Source organism: Burkholderia sp. MSMB1498 (genome assembly GCF_001526245.1).
Lineage (GTDB): Bacteria > Pseudomonadota > Gammaproteobacteria > Burkholderiales > Burkholderiaceae > Burkholderia > Burkholderia savannae.
This window is the reverse complement of sequence record NZ_LOYJ01000124.1, coordinates 32,135-49,026: the sequence shown is the minus strand read 5'-3', so window position 1 is coordinate 49,026 and position 16,892 is coordinate 32,135. Positions and strand designations below refer to the sequence as shown.

Sequence of the window (16,892 nt, the reverse complement as noted above, 5' to 3'; positions counted from 1 at the left end):
ACGCCCCGTCAGTGTCCGCGCGTCACGCCTTGTTCGAATCCGACGAACGCGCCGCGTCCTTCGCGTCGACGTTCACCGAGCCCGAGCGCGGCAGTTGCTGCGCGTCAGCGGGGGTTTCGCTCTCCTTCATGCCATCCTTGAAACCCTTGACCGCACTGCCGAGATCGTTGCCGATATTGCGCAGCTTCTTCGTGCCGAACACCAGCGCGACGATCAGCAACACGATCAGCCAGTGCCAAATACTCAATCCGCCCATGATGAAACTCTCCTAAACCTCGCCGGTTTCGCGGCGCAAATCACCGGCCCCGTGCCGGCTTCGTTCGGATAGCGGGCCGCCCGCCATCTCATCCCATCCGGCGCCACGGACGCGGCCCGGCCAGAATATGCGCGTGCAGGTGATAGACCTCCTGCCCGCCGCCCGGCCCGGTGTTGATTACCGTCCGGAACCCGGTTTCGCCGCCCGTGTACGCGCAACCCAACTGCTCGGCGAGCCGCGCGACGAGAACCATCATTCTACCAAGCAGCGGCGCGTCGTCCGCGGTGACGGAAGACAGCGTCGGCACGTGCTTGCGCGGTATCACGAGCACGTGCGTGTCGGCCGCGGGCCGGATGTCCCGGAAGGCGACGAACTCGTCGTCCTCGTGCACCTTCGTGCTCGGAATCTCGCCTGCCGCGATCTTGCAGAACAGGCAATTCGGGTCGTGACTCATCGTGTTCCTCGACGCGTCCCGCAACGCGTCAGAACCACGCCTGTGGATCGAGCGTCTTGTTGTCGTTCAAGTACAGCCAGCCTTTAATGATACGGTACAGCGTCCAGATCCACACCGCGCCCAGCACGATGAAGCCGATCCCGACGAACAGCAGCGCGAAACCGATCAGATACGCGATCAGCGCGCGCCAGAACGTACGGATCTGCCATTCGAAATGGGCCTGGTATGCGGTGCCCAGCGCATCGTCGCGTTTCACGTAGTTGATGATGATCGCGACGATGCCCGTGATGCCGCCCGTCAACCAGTGAATCGCGTACAGCAGATAGAGGATGTGCGTCAGCGTGCGCAACGATTGCTGGCGTTCGCCCTCGGTCGCACCCTGGAACGACGGCGGATATTGGTTCGGCGACTCTGGCATGATGCTATTCCCCTTTGATGACAAATCTCACGCGGCGTGTGGCCGCATCGGCTCACCCGCCATTTTCTTCGCGCTCGCGACGCTTGCGCAGCGCCTTTTCCTCGATGCCCGACATCCCTTCGCGGCGCTCGAGCTCGGCGATCACGTCGGCGGGGCTCAGGTCGAAATGAGACAGCGCGACGAGGCAGTGAAACCACAGGTCCGCGATCTCGCCGACGAGCGCGGAAGGCGCGCCGCCCTGGCGGACGTCCTTCGCGGCGAGCACGACCTCGGTCGCTTCCTCGCCGATCTTCTTCAGGACCGCGTCGTCGCCCTTGTGAAAGAGGCGCGACACGTACGATTGCTCGGGATCGCCGCCCTTGCGGCTGTCGATCACGGCGGCCAAGCGCAGCAGCGTGTCTTCGATCGTCGATTGCGTCATTTGTAGATATGTTCGGGATCTTTGAGCACCGGATCGACCGCGACCCATTCGCCGCCGTCGACGGTGCCCTCGAATTTCTGGAAAAAGCACGAGCGCCGGCCCGTGTGGCACGCGATGCCCGCGACCTGCTCGACCTTCAGCAGCACGACGTCCTCGTCGCAATCGAGCCGCACTTCGTGCACGTGCTGCACGTGGCCCGACTCCTCGCCCTTGAACCACAGGCGCTGCCGCGAGCGCGAGTAGTACACCGCTCGCTTCAGTTCGATCGTCTTCGCCAACGCGTCGCGGTTCATCCACGCGAACATCAGCACGTCGTTCGTCGCCGCGTCCTGCGCGATCACCGGCACGAGGCCGTTCGCGTCCCAGCGGACCTTGTCGAGCCAGTCGCCCGGCTTCACTGCTTCGTTCATCACAACCTCACCGCAATGCCACGCTCGGCCATGTAGCGCTTCGCCTCGCCGACCGTGTGCTCGCCGTAGTGGAAAATGCTCGCGGCCAGCACGGCGTCCGCGTGGCCTTCGACGATGCCCGCCGCGAGGTGCTCGAGCGAGCCGACGCCGCCCGACGCGATCACGGGCACGGGCACCGCGTCCGACACCGCGCGCGTGAGCGCGAGATCGAAGCCCGCCTTCGTGCCGTCGCGGTCCATGCTCGTGAGCAGGATCTCGCCCGCGCCGAGCTCGGCCATCTTGCGCGCCCACTCGACCGCGTCGAGGCCCGTGCCCTTGCGGCCGCCGTGCGTGAAGACCTCCCAGCGCGGCGGCTCGCCCTCGGCCGACACGCGCTTCGCGTCGATCGCGACGACGATGCACTGCGAGCCGTACTTGTCGGCCGCGTCGCGCACGAGCTGCGGGTTCGCGACCGCCGACGAGTTCATGCTGACCTTGTCCGCGCCGGCGTTCAGCAGGCGCCGTACGTCCTCGACCGCGCGCACGCCGCCGCCCACCGTGAGCGGAATGAACACCTGCGACGCGACCGCCTCGATGATCGGCAGGATCAGGTCGCGCCCGTCCGACGTCGCGGTGATGTCGAGGAACGTGAGTTCGTCGGCGCCCTGCTCGTCGTAGCGCCGCGCGATCTCGACGGGGTCTCCCGCGTCGCGCAGCTCGACGAAATTGACGCCCTTGACGACGCGCCCGGCGGTCACGTCGAGACAGGGGATGATGCGTTTAGCTAGAGCCATGATGTTACGCGGCATGCCGCGGGTAATGCCGTCCGCGCGCGGCGGACGGCTGGGCGAAAAGGCGTGGCGCCGAGGCGGCGCGTCAGGCGTCGTCGAGCTCGCCGTTCAGTTCGTCCGCGCGCTTTTGCGCGGCGGCGAAATCGAGGTCGCCCGAGTAGATCGCGCGGCCGCAGATCACGCCTTCGATACCTTCGACTTCCACTTCGCAGAGCTTCTCGATGTCGCCGATGTTCGACAGGCCGCCGCTCGCGATCACCGGAATGCCGACCGCCTGCGCGAGCTTCACCGTCGCCTCGATGTTGATGCCTTGCAGCATCCCGTCGCGGCCGATGTCCGTGTAGACGATCGACTCGACGCCGTAATCCTCGAACTTGCGCGCGAGATCGATCACTTCATGGCCCGTGAGCTTGCTCCAGCCGTCGGTGGCGACCTTGCCGTCCTTCGCGTCGAGGCCGACGATGATGTTGCCCGCGAACGCGCTGCACGCGTCCTGCAGGAAGCCCGGGTCCTTCACCGCCGCCGTGCCGATGATCACGTACGACAGCCCGGCGTCCAGGTACTTCTCGATCGTCTCGAGGCTGCGGATGCCGCCGCCCAGTTGCACGGGGACTTCGTCGCCCACTTCGCCGAGGATCGCCTCGATCGCCTCGAGATTTTTCGGCTTGCCGGCGAACGCGCCGTTCAGGTCGACGAGATGCAGACGCCGCGCGCCGAGATCGACCCATTTACGGGCCATCGCCGCAGGATCCTCGGAAAAAATCGTCGCTTGGTCCATATCGCCTTGTTTGAGGCGCACACACTGACCGTCTTTAAGATCGATGGCCGGAATCAGCAGCATAGCAATCGGGTGTTGTCAGGGAAAAATGAAGAGATCACAAAAGACGTGCGCCGCCCATCCGGCGCGACGCCGTCTCGCTAGTTTAGTACAACTCTTTCTGCGTATCCGCTCGCGAAGCCCGTGCGGCGGGCGTTTTGCACCCGCCGGGTGTGGCTCTCGCGCCACGTTCAGGGGTTCCAGTGGACAAAATTCCGGTATAGCCGCAGCCCCACTTCGGCGCTCTTCTCCGGGTGAAATTGGGTCGCGAAGAGATTGTCACGCGCGACCGCGGACGTAAAGACCTCGCCGTACGGGGTCTCGCCCGCGACGTGCGCCGGGTTGTCCGGCACCACGTAGTAGCTGTGCACGAAATAGAAGTACGCGTCGTCCGGCACGCCTTCCCATAACGGGTGCGGCTGCGTCTGATGCACCCGGTTCCAGCCCATCTGCGGCACCTTGAAGCGGGAGCCGTCGTCCTGCAGCCGGCCTTCGAGCTCGAAGCGCAGCACCTTGCCCGGCAACAGGCCGAGGCCCTCCGTGTCGCCTTCGGCGCTCCAGTCGAACAGCATCTGCTCGCCCACGCACACGCCGAGCAGCGGCTTCGCGCGCGACGCCTCGATCACCGCATCCTGCAGGCCGGACTCGCCGAGGCACCGCATGCAGTCGGGCATCGCGCCCTGGCCCGGCAGCACGACGCGGTCCGCCGCGCGGATCGCCTCGGGCCGGTCGACGATCTTCACGTCGGCGGCGGGTTCCGCCTTCATGAGCGCCTGCGCGACCGAGCGCAGGTTGCCCATTCCATAATCCACAATCGCAATCGAAGTTTTCATGTCAGTGCAGGTAACAATGCCTTCAGTCCGTCGACGATGAATTCCACCGCCAGCGCCGACAGCATCAATCCCATCAGACGCGTGACGATGTTGATGCCGGTGCGGCCGATCCAGTGCGCGATCGGCTCGGCGAGCCGCATCGCGAAAAAACAGATGAGCGCGAGCGCCGCGCCGATCGCGACGAGCCCGAGCCGGTCGTACCAGTGCCGGGCGTTCGCCGCGTAGACGATCACCGTGCTGATCGAGCCCGGCCCCGTCAGCAGCGGAATCGCGAGCGGCACGACGGCGATGCTGTTCTTCGACTCCGCCTCGTCGCGCTCCTCGGGCGTCGACCGGGTGTTGCCGATCTGCGCGTTCAGCATCGAAATCGCCATCAGCAGCATGATGATCCCGCCGCCGGCCTCGAGCGAGCCCACCGAGATCCCGAAGAAATCGATGATCTGCTGGCCGAGCAGCGTCGTCACCGCGATCACGCAGAACACGGAGACCGTCGCGACGCGGATCGTGTGCCGCCGCTCGGCTTCCGTCTGCTGCGCCGTCAGGCTCAGGAAAAACGGCACCGCGCCGAGCGGATTGATCAGCGCGAGCAGGGAGATGAACGATTTGAGCAGATCCATCGCAAGCCGGCGCAGCCGCCGCGGCCAGTGGGGTCGTGTTCGCTCCGGCCGGGAATCAGAGGCTGCCCTTCGTCGACGGGATCTGCCCCGCCGCACGCTCGTCGAGCTCCACCGCCATCCTGAGCGCGCGGCCGAACGCCTTGAACACCGTCTCGAGCTGATGGTGCGCATTGACGCCGCGCAGGTTGTCGACATGCAGCGTCACGCCCGCATGATTGACGAAGCCGCGAAAGAATTCGATCGACAGGTCGACGTCGAACGTGCCGATCCGCGCGCGCGTGAACGGCACGTGGAATTCGAGGCCCGGACGCCCGGAGAAGTCGATCACGACGCGCGACAGCGCCTCGTCGAGCGGCACGTACGAATGGCCGTAGCGGCGAATGCCCTTCTTGTCGCCGATCGCCTTCGCGACCGCCTGGCCGAGCGTGATGCCGACGTCCTCGACCGTATGGTGGTCGTCGATGTGCGTATCGCCATGCGCTTCGATGTCGAGATCGACGAGACCATGGCGCGCGATCTGATCGAGCATATGGTCGAGGAACGGGACGCCCGTCGCGAGCTTCTGCTTGCCGGTGCCGTCGAGGTCGAGCTTCACACGGATCTGCGTTTCGCTGGTATTGCGAACGACTTCCGCCACGCGCATGGTGATTCCTTGAATTGACTGGTGTAAATGGGGGACGGGAAAGGCGGCGCCCCGGGGTGGCCCGTCAGGGCAGCGCCAACTTCAATGCGGCCAGCAGGCGCGCGTTTTCTTCGGGAGACCCAACCGTTACGCGCACGCAATTGGCGAGCAATGGGTGCATTTTACTCACGTTTTTGATCAGCACCCGCTCGGTCAAAAGTACGTCGAACACGGCGGCCGCGTCCGGCACCCGCACGAGCAGGAAATTGCCCGCGCTCGGGAACACCGTCGCGCCCGGCAGCGCGCCGATCGCGTGCGCGAGCGCCGCGCGCGCGTCGCGCAGTTGCGCGGCCTGCGCGTCGAGCACGTCGAGGCGCTCGAGCAGGAATTCGGCCGCCGCCTGCGTCAGCACGTTCACGTTGTACGGCGGGCGCACCTTGTCGAACTGCGCGAGCCACGCGGGCAACCCGACCAGATAGCCGAGGCGAATGCCCGCGAGGCCGAGCTTCGACATCGTGCGCATCACGACGACGTTGTCGAACGCCGCCGCGCGCGGCAGCCAGCTGCGCTGCGCGAACGGCTGGTAAGCCTCGTCGATCACGACGAGGCTCGCGCTCGCCGCCGCGATGATCCGCTCGATGTCCTCGTCCGGATACAGCGTGCCCGTCGGGTTGTTCGGATAGGCGAGATAGACGAGCGCCGGCCGGTGCTCGGCGATCGCCGCGAGCATCGCGTCGACGTCGAGCGTCAGATCGGCCGCGAGCGGCACGCCGACGAACTCGAGCTGCGCGAACTTCGCCGACAGTTCATACATCACGAAGCCCGGCAGCGGCGCGAGCACTTTCGCGCCCGGCTTCGCGCACGCCATCGCGAGCATGCTGATGATCTCGTCGGAACCGTTGCCGAGCAGCACGTCGCACGCGGCGGGCACGCCCATCGCCGCGCGCAGCTTGTCGATCAGCGCGGCGGGACGCGGCGCCGGATAGCGGTTCAGCGCGACGTGCGCGAGCCGCTCGCCGAGCTCCGCCGCAAGCGGCGCGGGCAGCGAATACGGGTTCTCCATCGCGTCGAGCTTCACGAAGCCCGTGGCGTCCGGCACCGGGTAGCTCGTCATCGCGAGCACGTCGCGGCGGATGATGTCTTCTGGCGTAGTCATGTCGGCAGCGGCGCGCAGGCGCCGGCGTGGCCCCGGCCGAAGCGCCCTCGCGCGACGCCTGCGCCGCGCGGCGGGCCGCCTCGCCGGGCGGTCTCGGGTTGTCGTCGTTGTTGGCTGGTCTCGTATCGCGCTTCCGGTGCGCCCGGCTTACCTTTAGCCTTTCTGGCGGTCGCCCGCCCCTTTCATCCGGTACTCGGCGCTCTTCGCGTGCGCCTGCAATCCTTCGCCGTACGCGAGCTCCGATGCGATCTCGCCGAGCGTGTGCGCGCCTTCGGCGCTCACTTCGATCACGCTCGAGCGCTTGAAGAAATCGTAGACGCCGAGCGGCGACGAGAAACGCGCGGTGCGCGACGTCGGCAGCACGTGGTTCGGGCCCGCGCAGTAGTCGCCGAGGCTTTCGCTCGTGTAGCGGCCGAGGAAGATCGCGCCCGCATGGCGGATCTGCTTGCCCCATTGCTGCGGCTCGAGCGCGGAGATTTCGAGGTGCTCGGGCGCGATGTCGTTGGCGATCTTGCACGCCTCGGCCATGTCGCGCACCTTGACGAGCGCGCCGCGGCCCTCGAGCGACGCGCGGATCACGTCCCGGCGCGGCATCGTCGGCAACAGCTCGTCGATCGCCTTCTCGACGCGCTCGATGAACCCGTCGTCCGGGCACAGCAGGATCGATTGCGCGAGCTCGTCGTGCTCGGCCTGCGAGAAGAGGTCCATCGCGACCCACGACGGATCGGTCGTGCCGTCGCACAGCACGAGGATCTCGGACGGCCCGGCGATCATGTCGATGCCGACCGTGCCGAACACGCGGCGCTTCGCCGACGCGACGTACGCGTTGCCGGGGCCGCAGATCTTGTCGACGGCGGGCACCGTTGCCGTGCCGTACGCGAGCGCGGCCACCGCCTGCGCGCCGCCGATCGTGAACACGCGGTCGACGCCGCCCAACAGCGCCGCGGCGAGCACGAGGTCGTTCTTCACGCCGTCCGGCGTCGGCACGACCATCACGATCTCGCCGACGCCCGCGACGCGCGCGGGAATCGCGTTCATCAGCACCGACGACGGGTACGCGGCCTTGCCGCCCGGCACGTACAGGCCGGCGCGGTCGAGCGGCGTCACCTTCTGGCCGAGCACGGTGCCGTCGGCTTCCGTGTATTGCCAGCTATGGCTGCCGCATTCGATCTTCTGCTTCTCGTGGTAGCCGCGCACGCGCGCGGCCGCCGCCTCGAGCGCCGCGCGGCGCTTCGGCTCGAGGCCCTCGAGCGCCGCCTCGAGCGCGTCCTGCGGCAACTCGAGCGCCGCGACGCTCCGGGCGTTCAGCCGGTCGAAGCGGTTCGTGTAGTCGAGCACCGCGGCGTCGCCGCGCGCCTTCACGTCCGCGAGGATCTGCGCGACCGAGCGCTCGATCGCTTCGTCTTCGCTCGCCTCGAACGCGAGCACCGCGCGCAATTCGGCCGCGAAGCCTTCGCTTGCCGAATCGAGTTTGCGAATCTTGATAGCCATGCTGTCATCCGTTCCGGTAATGCGCCGAAAGCCGCGAGGGTCAGGCTCCGCTCCGCTGCGACGCGCGTTCGAACGCGTCGAGGAACGGCTTCAGCGCGGCGCGCTTCAGTTTGAGCGCGGCCTGGTTCACGACGAGGCGCGACGAGATCGGCATGATCTCCTCGACCTCGACCAGATTGTTCGCCTTCAGCGTGCCGCCCGAGCTGACGAGATCGACGATCGCGTCGGCGAGGCCCACGAGCGGCGCGAGCTCCATCGAGCCGTACAGCTTGATCAGGTCGACGTGCACGCCCTTCGCGGCGAAGTGCTCGCGGGCGGTCTCGACATACTTCGTCGCGACGCGCAGCCGCGCACCCTGGCGCACCGCGTTCGCGTAATCGAAGCCCGCCGGCACGGCCACCGACATCCGGCAGCGCGCGATGTTCAGATCGATCGGCTGATACAGCCCGCCGCCGCCGTGCTCCAGCAGCACGTCCTTGCCGGCGACGCCGAAATCGGCCGCGCCGTACTCGACGTAGGTCGGCACGTCGGTCGCCCGCACGACGATCACGCGCAGGTTCGGATCGGTGGTCGGCAGGATCAGCTTGCGCGAGGTTTCCGGGTCCTCGGCGACCGTCACGCCCGCCGCCGCAAGAAGCGGCACGGTTTCCTCGAAGATACGCCCTTTCGACAGCGCCAGCGTCAGCGGTGCAGTCATGCTTCGCTCCCTGAAATGCGGCGCACGCTCGCGCCGACGGCCGTCAGCTTCGTCTCCATCCGGTCGTAGCCGCGGTCCAAATGATAGATGCGGTCGACGAGCGTCTCGCCTTGCGCGCAGAGGCCGGCGATCACGAGGCTCGCCGACGCGCGCAGGTCGGTCGCCATCACGCTCGCGCCCGAGAGCCTCGGCACGCCCGTGACGAGCGCCGTGTTGCCGTCGACCGCGATGCTCGCGCCGAGGCGGTTCAGCTCCTGCACGTGCATGAAGCGGTTCTCGAAGATCGTCTCGATCACTTGCGCGGAGCCGTCCGCGACCGCGTTCAGCGCCATGAACTGCGCCTGCATGTCGGTCGGGAACGCCGGATACTCGGACGTGCGGATCGCGACCGCGCTCGGCCGGCGATCCATCTTCACGCGCAGCGTGTCGGCGCCCTCTTCGATCGTCGCGCCCGCTTCGCGCAGCTTGTCGATCACCGCGTCGAGGATGTGCGCACGCATGCCGGTGAGCGTCACGTCGCCGCCCGCCGCCGCGACCGCGCAAAGGAACGTGCCCGCCTCGATCCGGTCCGGGATCACCGCATGCGTCGCGCCGTGCAGGCGCTCGACGCCCTGGATCACGAGCCGGTCGGTGCCGATCCCGTCGATCTTCGCGCCCATTTCGACGAGCAGATGCGCGAGGTCCGTCACTTCCGGCTCGCGCGCGGCGTTCTCGATCACCGTCTCGCCGTCGGCGAGCGTCGCCGCCATCAGCAGATTCTCGGTGCCCGTGACGGTGATCATGTCGGTGACGATCCGCGCGCCCTTCAGGCGCTTCGCGCGCGCCTCGACGTAGCCGTGCTCGATGCGGATCTCGGCGCCCATCGCCTGCAGGCCCTTGATGTGCTGGTCGACTGGGCGCGCGCCGATCGCGCAGCCGCCCGGCAGCGACACCTTCGCGTAGCCGAAGCGCGCGAGCAGCGGGCCGAGCACGAGGATCGACGCACGCATCGTCTTCACGAGCTCGTAAGGCGCGACCGGGTTGTCGACGCGCGACGCATCAAGCAACACCCGCGCGCCGTCCGTCTCCTCGCGCATGCCCATTTGGCCGAGCAGCGCGAGCGTCGTGCGCACGTCCTTCAGGTTCGGCACGTTCTCGAGGCGCACGGGCTCGGCGCTCAGCAGGCCCGCGCAGAGGATCGGCAGCGCGGCGTTCTTCGCGCCCGACACGGCGATCTCGCCGGCAAGGCGCCGGCCGCCCTCGATCACGAGCTTGTCCGCTCCGTGCGCATGCGTTTGCCGATTGCCGGCCGGGGTTTCCGTGGCGACGCGCTCGACGGCGTCGCGTTCGTTGACGGTGACTTGCACTGACTGTTTCCGTTTATGCATTCTGCCATTCGGCGGGCGTCAGCGTCTTCATGCTGAGCGCGTGGATTTCCTGCTTCATGCGATCGCCAAGCGCCGCGTAGACGAGCTGATGCCGCTGAATCGGCCGCTTGCCCTCGAAGGCGGGCGACACGATCGTCGCGAAGAAATGCTGGCCGTCGCCTTCGACTTCCAGATGCGTGCAGGCAAGGCCCGCCGCGATGTATTGCTTGACCAGTTCGGGAGTCGGCAACATGAAATGCTCCTGTCAGTACGCGCTGGGCCGCCCGGCGCGATTCGGCGCGCGCGGCGGGGCGGCGGCGAACGCGGCGCGCGGCCGTCGATTCATATCAATGACGCAGTTTGTAGCCGGTGGCGAGCAGCCGCATCGCGATCAGCGCGAGCAGCGCGAAGAAGCCGGCGACGATCGCGAGGCTCGCGAGCGGATTCACGTCGGCGACGCCGAAGAACCCGTAGCGGAAGCCGTCGATCATGTAGAAGAACGGATTGAGCCGCGACACCTCGCGCCACACGGGCGGCAGCGAGTGCGTCGAATAGAACACGCCCGACAGGAACGTGAGCGGCATGATGAGGAAGTTCTGGAACGCGGCGAGCTGGTCGAACTTCTCGGCCCAGATGCCGGCGATCAGCCCGAGCGTGCCGAGAATCGCCGAGCCGAACAGCGCGAACGCGACGATGTAGAACGGCGCGGCGAAGCTCATCGGAATGAACCAGACCGTGACGACGAACACGCCCGCGCCGACCGCGAGCCCGCGCACGACGGACGCGAGCACGTACGCGCCGAAGATGTCCGCGTACGACAGCGGCGGCAGCAGCATGAACACGAGGTTGCCCGTGATCTTCGACTGGATCAGCGACGACGAGCTGTTCGCGAACGCATTCTGCAGCACGCTCATCATCACGAGGCCGGGCACGAGGAAGCTCACGTACTCGACGCCCGGATACACCTCGACGCGCCCCGTCAACGCATGGCCGAAGATCGTCAGATAGAGCAGCGCCGTGACGACGGGCGCGAGCACCGTCTGGAACGACACCTTCCAGAACCGCAGAATTTCCTTGTAGAACAGCGTGCGAAACCCGCTCATGCCAACCCCTCGATCACATCGGCGCCGTTCATCACCTGCACGAACACATCCTCCAGATCGGCCTTGCGGATTTCGATCTCGTCGAAGCCGCAGCCGGCCGCGCGGCAGAGCGACAAGATCCGCTCGACCTCGTCGTAATCGGCGATCCGCAGCAGATGCTCGGGCGCCGTGGCGGGCGCGGCCTCCGCTTCGAGCGCGCGCAACTCGGCGGGCAGCACGCCGTGCGACAGCCGCAGGAACAGCTGCAGCCCCGAGAAGCGCTGCAGCAGCGCGCGTGTGCGGTCGAGCGCGACGACTTCGCCGCGCCTGAGCATCGCGATGCGGTCGCAGAGCGACTCCGCTTCCTCGAGATAGTGGGTGGTCAGCACGATCGTGTGGCCTTCGCGATTGAGCCGCGAGATGAACTTCCACAGCGTCTGGCGCAGCTCGACGTCGACGCCCGCGGTCGGCTCGTCGAGCACGATCACGGGCGGCCGGTGCACGAGCGCCTGCGCGACGAGCACGCGCCGCTTCATCCCGCCCGACAGCGCGCGCATGTTCGCGTCGGCCTTTTCGGTGAGGTCGAGGTTCGCCATCACTTCGTCGATCCAGTCGTCGTTGCGGTGCAGGCCGAAGTAGCCGGACTGGATGCGCAGCGTCTCGCGCACCGTGAAGAACGGATCGAACACGAGCTCTTGCGGCACGACGCCGAGCGCGCGCCGCGCCGCCCGGAAATCCTTGACGACGTCGTGGCCGCGCACGGTGACGGTGCCTTCGTCGGCGCGCGCGAGGCCGGCGAGAATGCTGATGAGTGTGGTCTTGCCTGCGCCGTTCGGGCCGAGCAAACCGAAAAACTCGCCTTCCTCGACCGACAGGCTGACGCCCTTGAGCGCCTGAAGCGACTTGTAGCGCTTCTTGACGTGACGGATTTCTATGGCTGACATGACTGAGCGCGGCACGACGGCCGCGACGCCTTCTTTATGCTCGATGCGAAAGGGGGAATTGGGGACCGTTCGGCAGCCCCGCAAAACGGTTGATTATAGGGCAAACCGGCGAAGCCGATCGTCGTGGGAACCCGTAGCCGGAGCCCGGGCGCATGATGCGCGTCGCAAACGCGTCGCGCGCTCGCTTCGGCGCATTCGCCGCGCCCGGCCCGGGCGGGCGGCGGGCCCTGCCTCATCGATCAGCGGAACGAAGACGGGCTCGCGAACGGCGCAACGGCCGTCGGCGAACCCGGACGCGGGCGTCAATGTCGCCCGGAGAGAAGCGTGTCGATGCCGTACGCCTGCGCGAGACTCGCGAGCTTCGGCGGCAGATTGAGGATGTCGAGCGTCACGCCGCGCGCACGCGCGGCGCGCTGCCAGGCGAGCAGCACCGAGAGCGCCGACGAATCGAATTGCGCGAGCGCCCCGCAGTCGACGGCCGTCGCGCCCGCGTCGATGCGCGCGAGCCCTTGCGCGAGCGCGGCCTTCGCGCTCGCGTGGGTCAACGTCGCGCCGGAGTCGAAGCGGCTCACGATGCCTGCTTGCCCGAGGCAAGCTGCTGGTTGCGCTCGGTCAGGAACTGGATCAGGCCGTCGACGCCGCTTTGCTGGATCTTCTCGTTGAACTGCTGCTGGTAGGTCTGGATCAGCCAGGCGCCCAGCACGTTCAGGTCATAGACGCGCCAGCCCTGCGCCGTCTTGTACAGCCGATAGTCGATCTGCACCGGTTGGCCGTTGTTCATCGCGACCGTGCGCACGACTACATCCGTCGCGTCCGAATCCGCGCGGAACGGCGGGTACTGGATCTGCTGGTCCGGCTTCAGCTGCGCGAGCGCGCCCGAATAAGTGCGGATCAGCAGCTGCTTGAACTGCTCGATCACCTGCTGCTGCTGGGCGGGCGTCGCGGTGCGCCAGTTGCGGCCCATCGCGAGCTGCGTCGTGCGGCGGAAATCGGTGTACGGCAGGATGTCCTTGTTGACGATCGTGATGATGCGGGCGGTATCGCCCTGCCTGATCGTCTGCGCGCGCACTTCGTCGAGCACCTGCTGCGTCGCGGACTTGATCAGCGCCTGCGGATTCGACTGGTCGACTTCCGCGTGCGCGGCGGCCGCGCCAAACGAAAACAGCGCGGCAAAGACGGGGATCAGAAACAGTTTCTTCATAGGTATGCCCTGCTTATGTGGGTCAATGCCAAACTTTGAACCGTCGGCGGCGGCGCAAGTTCGCGCCGGCCGCCGTCAGAATCGTTTCCGGCTGTAACGAATGTAAGTGCCGGGGTCAATGTAGCCGGATGCTCGGGAAACGGATGCCGCCCGGCGACGGCGGCACGACCTGTTGAGCAGGCACGTTGGTCGCGCTGCTCGGGTTCGGCACCGCGGCCGATGCGGGCGCCGCCACGGCCGGCGCCGCGCCCGACGCCGCCGAAGGCACGGACGCGGCCGCCGGCGCCGACGCGGCAGCCGCGCCGCTCGCCGGCGCCGCGGCGCCCTCTTCCGGCATTTCGTAATTCGGCGGCGGCGCTTCGTTGCCGTAATCCGGCAGGTTCGACTGCGCGCTCGCGCCGCCGCCGATCAGCGCCTGGCGGCGCTGCAGGTACGCGTTGCGCACGAACGAATATTTGTCGATCGCGGCCGCCTCGAGCACGTCGCCCGCGCCGAGCAGGTTCGCGCGCGTGTTGACGAGGTTCAGGCCGAACAGCCCCCAGCTCACGCTGTCGGGCCGCACGTAGGTGAGCGGATTGCCCGCGTAATCGACGGCAAGGCCGGCCGTGTCGCGAATCGTGCTCGGGCCGAGCAACGGCAGCACGAGGTATGGACCGCTCGGCACGCCGTAGTGGCCGAGCGTCACGCCGAAGTCGCTCGTATGCTTCGGCAGCTTCGCGAGCGTCGCGACGTCGAACAGGCCGCCGACGCCGAACACGGTGTTGATCACGACCCGCATGATGTCGCCGACGCCGTCGGCGATCTTCAGCTGCACGATGTTGTTCGCGGCGACGTACACGTCGCCGATGTTCGAGAAGAAGTTCGTCACGCTGTCGCGCACCGGCTGCGGCACCGCCCACTGGTAGCCGCGCGCGACCGGCTTGAGCGCGTACTGGTCGACCTTGTCGTTGAACGTATACATCGTCCGGTTGAAGCCTTCGAACGGATCGCCCTTCGTCGGCGTCTGGACCGTCGCGCAACCGCTCAATGCCGCGGCGGCCGTAATCGCCAGCACCGCGTGTCTGATGCGGATCGTCTGCATGATGTTCTTCCCCTCGGTTCTTCTCTCGGATTCCGCTTGCGCGACGCTCACTGCGCGGCCGCGCCCGATGCCGCCGGCGCGGGCGCGGGCACAGGCGCGCCCGGCGCCGCGGCGGCCGGCTTCGCGCCGCCCGCGTCCGCGGCCTTGCTGTACAGGAACTGCCCGATCAGGTTCTCGAGCACGATCGCCGACTGCGTCATCGTAATCGTGTCGCCCGCCTTCAGCATTTCCGTGTCGCCGCCCGGATCGAGGCCGATGTACTGCTCGCCGAGCAGGCCCGACGTGAGGATCTTCGCCGACGAATCCTTCGGAAACGGGTATTGCTTGTCGAGATCGACCGTGACGAGCGCCTGGTAGGTGTTCGAGTCGAAGCCGATCGCCTTCACGCGGCCGACCACGACGCCCGCGCTCTTCACGGCCGCGCGCGGCTTCAGGCCGCCGATGTTGTCGAACTTCATCTTCACCGCGTAGGTCGGCTGAAACGACAGCGAGCTCATGTTGCCGACCTTCAGCGCGAGGAACAGCAGCGCGAGAAAGCCCAACACCACGAAGAGGCCGACCCAGAAGTCGAGAGCAGTCTTTTTCATCGTCATCCCAGAAAAGGCTTAGCTGAACATCAACGCGGTCAGCAGGAAATCGAGGCCGAGTACGGCGAGCGACGCGTACACGACAGTCTTGGTCGTCGCGTGCGACACGCCTTCGGGCGTCGGCTTCGCTTCGTAACCCTGAAACAGCGCGATAAACGTGACGGCGAAGCCGAACACGACGCTCTTGATCACGCCGTTGCCGACGTCGGCCCACACTTCGACGCCGCCTTGCATCTGCGACCAGAACGCGCCGGGATCGACGCCGATCAACAGCACGCCGACGACGTAGCCGCCGAGCACGCCGACCGCGCTGAAGATCGCGGCGAGGAGCGGCATCGCGATGACGCCCGCCCACATCCGCGGCGCGATCACGTTCTTCAGCGGATCGACCGCCATCATCTCGAGCGCGGTCAGTTGCTCGCCCGCCTTCATGAGGCCGATCTCGGCCGTGAGCGACGTGCCCGCGCGCCCCGCGAACAGGAGCGCCGACACGACGGGGCCGAGCTCGCGCACGAGCGACAGCGCGACGAGCAAGCCGAGCGCCTGCTCGGAGCCGTAGCGGTTCAGCGTGTAGTAGCCCTGCAGGCCGAGCACGAAACCGACGAACAGCCCCGACACGGCGATGATCACGAACGAGTAATTGCCGAGGAAATGGATCTGCTTCGTGACGAGCCGCGGCCGCCTCAGGAGCGAGAAGAACTCGAGCACGACGCGCACGAACATCCGGGTCGCGTAGCCCGTGCGCTCGAGTCCGCCGAGCACGAAACGTCCGATCGCGCTGATCATCTGCGCCCTCCGCCAAGGCCGAAATCCGCCGCGAGCGGCTGGCTCATGTAGTGAAATTTGAACGGGCCGTCCGGCGCGCCGTCGATGAACTGGCGCACGCTCGGATCGGTCGACGCGCGCAGCGCGTCGGGCGTGCCCTCGGCGAGAACGCCGCCGTTCGCGAGGAAGTAGACGTAGTCGGCGATCGCGAACGATTCCGGCACGTCGTGCGTGACGAGGATCGACGTCGCGCCGAGCGCGTGGTTCAGCGTGCGGATCAGGTTCGCCGTGATGCCGAGCGAAATCGGGTCGAGGCCCGCGAACGGCTCGTCGTACATGATGAGCTGCGGATCGAGCGCGATCGCGCGCGCGAGCGCGATGCGCCGCGCCATCCCGCCCGACACCTCGGACGGCATCAGGTTGCGCGCGCCGCGCAGGCCGACCGCGTTGAGCTTCATCAGCACGAGATCGCGGATCAGCTCTTCCGGCAGATCCGTGTGCTCGCGCAGCGCGAACGCGACGTTGTCGAACACCGACATGTCGGTGAAGAGCGCACCGAACTGGAACAGCATGCCCATCTTGCGGCGCAGCGCGTAGAGACCCTCACGCGTCTGCGCGCCGACATCGGCGCCGTCGAACAACACCTGGCCGCGACGTGCGCGCACGAGCCCGCCGATCAGGCGCAGCACGGTGGTCTTGCCGCAGCCCGAACCGCCCATCACCGCGACCACCTGGCCGCGCGCGAAACGCATGTTCAAGTTCGACAGGACGAGACGCTCGCCGTAGCCGAAAGCGACGTCGCGAAGCTCTAGCAGGGACTCGGAGGAGGAGCTCACGGAGCTGGCAATCCTTATACGCAGAACGCCGAATTATAGGGCCTGCCTCGGAATGATGTCGTGAAGGCTTCTCAAGCGTTCCAGTCAG

Annotated in this window: 23 protein-coding genes; all 23 read right to left on the bottom strand. The window is 67.1% G+C overall.

Translation table 11 applies throughout. The features are described 5' to 3' along the window. Window positions 1-22: 22 nt before the first annotated feature. The gene (tatA, locus tag WS91_RS29190; protein WP_038753781.1) at window positions 23-256 is read right to left on the bottom strand and encodes a Sec-independent protein translocase subunit TatA; all 234 of its coding nucleotides are present in this window, start codon (window positions 254-256) and stop codon (window positions 23-25) included. Window positions 257-344: 88 nt separating this feature from the next. Next, entirely contained in the window at window positions 345-710 is a 366-nt protein-coding gene (locus WS91_RS29185) for a histidine triad nucleotide-binding protein (RefSeq protein ID WP_038753799.1), read from the bottom strand. A gap of 28 nt (window positions 711-738) precedes the next feature. Then, window positions 739-1,128: a DUF4870 family protein gene (locus WS91_RS29180; RefSeq protein WP_038753778.1), complete on the bottom strand. Its 390-nt coding sequence runs from the start codon at window positions 1,126-1,128 to the stop codon at window positions 739-741. Window positions 1,129-1,180: 52 nt separating this feature from the next. Beyond that, entirely contained in the window at window positions 1,181-1,549 is a 369-nt protein-coding gene (locus WS91_RS29175; protein WP_038753776.1) for a phosphoribosyl-ATP diphosphatase, read from the bottom strand. Next, window positions 1,546-1,959: a phosphoribosyl-AMP cyclohydrolase gene (gene hisI, locus WS91_RS29170; RefSeq protein WP_038753773.1), complete on the bottom strand. Its 414-nt coding sequence runs from the start codon at window positions 1,957-1,959 to the stop codon at window positions 1,546-1,548. Before hisI ends, WS91_RS29175 begins: the two co-directional genes overlap by 4 nt. After that, window positions 1,959-2,732 carry an imidazole glycerol phosphate synthase subunit HisF gene (gene hisF / locus WS91_RS29165; RefSeq protein ID WP_038753770.1) on the bottom strand — a complete coding sequence of 258 codons (774 nt, stop codon included), beginning with the start codon at window positions 2,730-2,732 and terminating at the stop codon, window positions 1,959-1,961. The genes hisI and hisF overlap by 1 nt, the downstream gene beginning before the upstream one ends. A gap of 82 nt (window positions 2,733-2,814) precedes the next feature. Continuing rightward, a complete protein-coding gene (gene hisA, locus WS91_RS29160; protein ID WP_038753768.1) occupies window positions 2,815-3,570 on the bottom strand; it encodes a 1-(5-phosphoribosyl)-5-[(5-phosphoribosylamino)methylideneamino]imidazole-4-carboxamide isomerase in 756 nt (251 codons plus the stop codon). A 167-nt stretch (window positions 3,571-3,737) separates the two neighbouring features. After that, a complete protein-coding gene (gene hisH / locus WS91_RS29155) occupies window positions 3,738-4,379 on the bottom strand; it encodes an imidazole glycerol phosphate synthase subunit HisH (RefSeq protein ID WP_059577335.1) in 642 nt (213 codons plus the stop codon). Continuing rightward, window positions 4,376-4,996 (bottom strand): YchE family NAAT transporter, encoded by a 621-nt coding sequence (locus tag WS91_RS29150; RefSeq protein ID WP_038753762.1) that lies wholly within the window; start codon window positions 4,994-4,996, stop codon window positions 4,376-4,378. The genes hisH and WS91_RS29150 overlap by 4 nt, the downstream gene beginning before the upstream one ends. Before the next feature lie 55 nt (window positions 4,997-5,051). Further along, window positions 5,052-5,639: an imidazoleglycerol-phosphate dehydratase HisB gene (gene hisB, locus WS91_RS29145; RefSeq protein ID WP_038753759.1), complete on the bottom strand. Its 588-nt coding sequence runs from the start codon at window positions 5,637-5,639 to the stop codon at window positions 5,052-5,054. 64 nt (window positions 5,640-5,703) lie between these two features. Next, window positions 5,704-6,774 (bottom strand): histidinol-phosphate transaminase, encoded by a 1,071-nt coding sequence (gene hisC, locus WS91_RS29140; RefSeq protein WP_038753757.1) that lies wholly within the window; start codon window positions 6,772-6,774, stop codon window positions 5,704-5,706. Window positions 6,775-6,927: 153 nt separating this feature from the next. Next, a complete protein-coding gene (gene hisD, locus WS91_RS29135; RefSeq protein ID WP_038753754.1) occupies window positions 6,928-8,265 on the bottom strand; it encodes a histidinol dehydrogenase in 1,338 nt (445 codons plus the stop codon). A gap of 40 nt (window positions 8,266-8,305) precedes the next feature. Continuing rightward, the gene (gene hisG / locus WS91_RS29130; protein WP_006029350.1) at window positions 8,306-8,962 is read right to left on the bottom strand and encodes an ATP phosphoribosyltransferase; all 657 of its coding nucleotides are present in this window, start codon (window positions 8,960-8,962) and stop codon (window positions 8,306-8,308) included. Beyond that, window positions 8,959-10,308, bottom strand: a complete 1,350-nt coding sequence (murA, locus tag WS91_RS29125) for a UDP-N-acetylglucosamine 1-carboxyvinyltransferase (RefSeq protein WP_059671516.1) — start codon at window positions 10,306-10,308, stop codon at window positions 8,959-8,961. Before murA ends, hisG begins: the two co-directional genes overlap by 4 nt. A gap of 13 nt (window positions 10,309-10,321) precedes the next feature. Then, window positions 10,322-10,561 carry a BolA family protein gene (locus WS91_RS29120; RefSeq protein WP_038753747.1) on the bottom strand — a complete coding sequence of 80 codons (240 nt, stop codon included), beginning with the start codon at window positions 10,559-10,561 and terminating at the stop codon, window positions 10,322-10,324. A gap of 94 nt (window positions 10,562-10,655) precedes the next feature. Continuing rightward, window positions 10,656-11,411, bottom strand: coding sequence for an ABC transporter permease (locus WS91_RS29115; RefSeq protein ID WP_038753743.1), 756 nt, complete (start codon window positions 11,409-11,411; stop codon window positions 10,656-10,658). Next, window positions 11,408-12,334 carry an ABC transporter ATP-binding protein gene (locus tag WS91_RS29110; RefSeq protein WP_038753740.1) on the bottom strand — a complete coding sequence of 309 codons (927 nt, stop codon included), beginning with the start codon at window positions 12,332-12,334 and terminating at the stop codon, window positions 11,408-11,410. The genes WS91_RS29115 and WS91_RS29110 overlap by 4 nt, the downstream gene beginning before the upstream one ends. A 302-nt stretch (window positions 12,335-12,636) precedes the next feature. Beyond that, window positions 12,637-12,906, bottom strand: coding sequence for an STAS domain-containing protein (locus WS91_RS29105; RefSeq protein ID WP_038753737.1), 270 nt, complete (start codon window positions 12,904-12,906; stop codon window positions 12,637-12,639). Next, window positions 12,903-13,535: an MlaC/ttg2D family ABC transporter substrate-binding protein gene (locus WS91_RS29100; RefSeq protein ID WP_038753734.1), complete on the bottom strand. Its 633-nt coding sequence runs from the start codon at window positions 13,533-13,535 to the stop codon at window positions 12,903-12,905. The genes WS91_RS29105 and WS91_RS29100 overlap by 4 nt, the downstream gene beginning before the upstream one ends. Window positions 13,536-13,650: 115 nt before the next feature. Further along, window positions 13,651-14,616: an MlaA family lipoprotein gene (locus tag WS91_RS29095; RefSeq protein ID WP_059671562.1), complete on the bottom strand. Its 966-nt coding sequence runs from the start codon at window positions 14,614-14,616 to the stop codon at window positions 13,651-13,653. Between the two features lie 47 nt (window positions 14,617-14,663). Next, window positions 14,664-15,209 (bottom strand): outer membrane lipid asymmetry maintenance protein MlaD, encoded by a 546-nt coding sequence (mlaD, locus tag WS91_RS29090; RefSeq protein WP_038753731.1) that lies wholly within the window; start codon window positions 15,207-15,209, stop codon window positions 14,664-14,666. 12 nt (window positions 15,210-15,221) lie between these two features. Continuing rightward, window positions 15,222-15,989 (bottom strand): lipid asymmetry maintenance ABC transporter permease subunit MlaE, encoded by a 768-nt coding sequence (gene mlaE, locus WS91_RS29085; RefSeq protein WP_038753728.1) that lies wholly within the window; start codon window positions 15,987-15,989, stop codon window positions 15,222-15,224. Then, window positions 15,986-16,804, bottom strand: coding sequence for an ABC transporter ATP-binding protein (locus WS91_RS29080; RefSeq protein WP_038753725.1), 819 nt, complete (start codon window positions 16,802-16,804; stop codon window positions 15,986-15,988). The genes mlaE and WS91_RS29080 overlap by 4 nt, the downstream gene beginning before the upstream one ends. Between the last annotated feature and the right edge of the window lie 88 nt (window positions 16,805-16,892).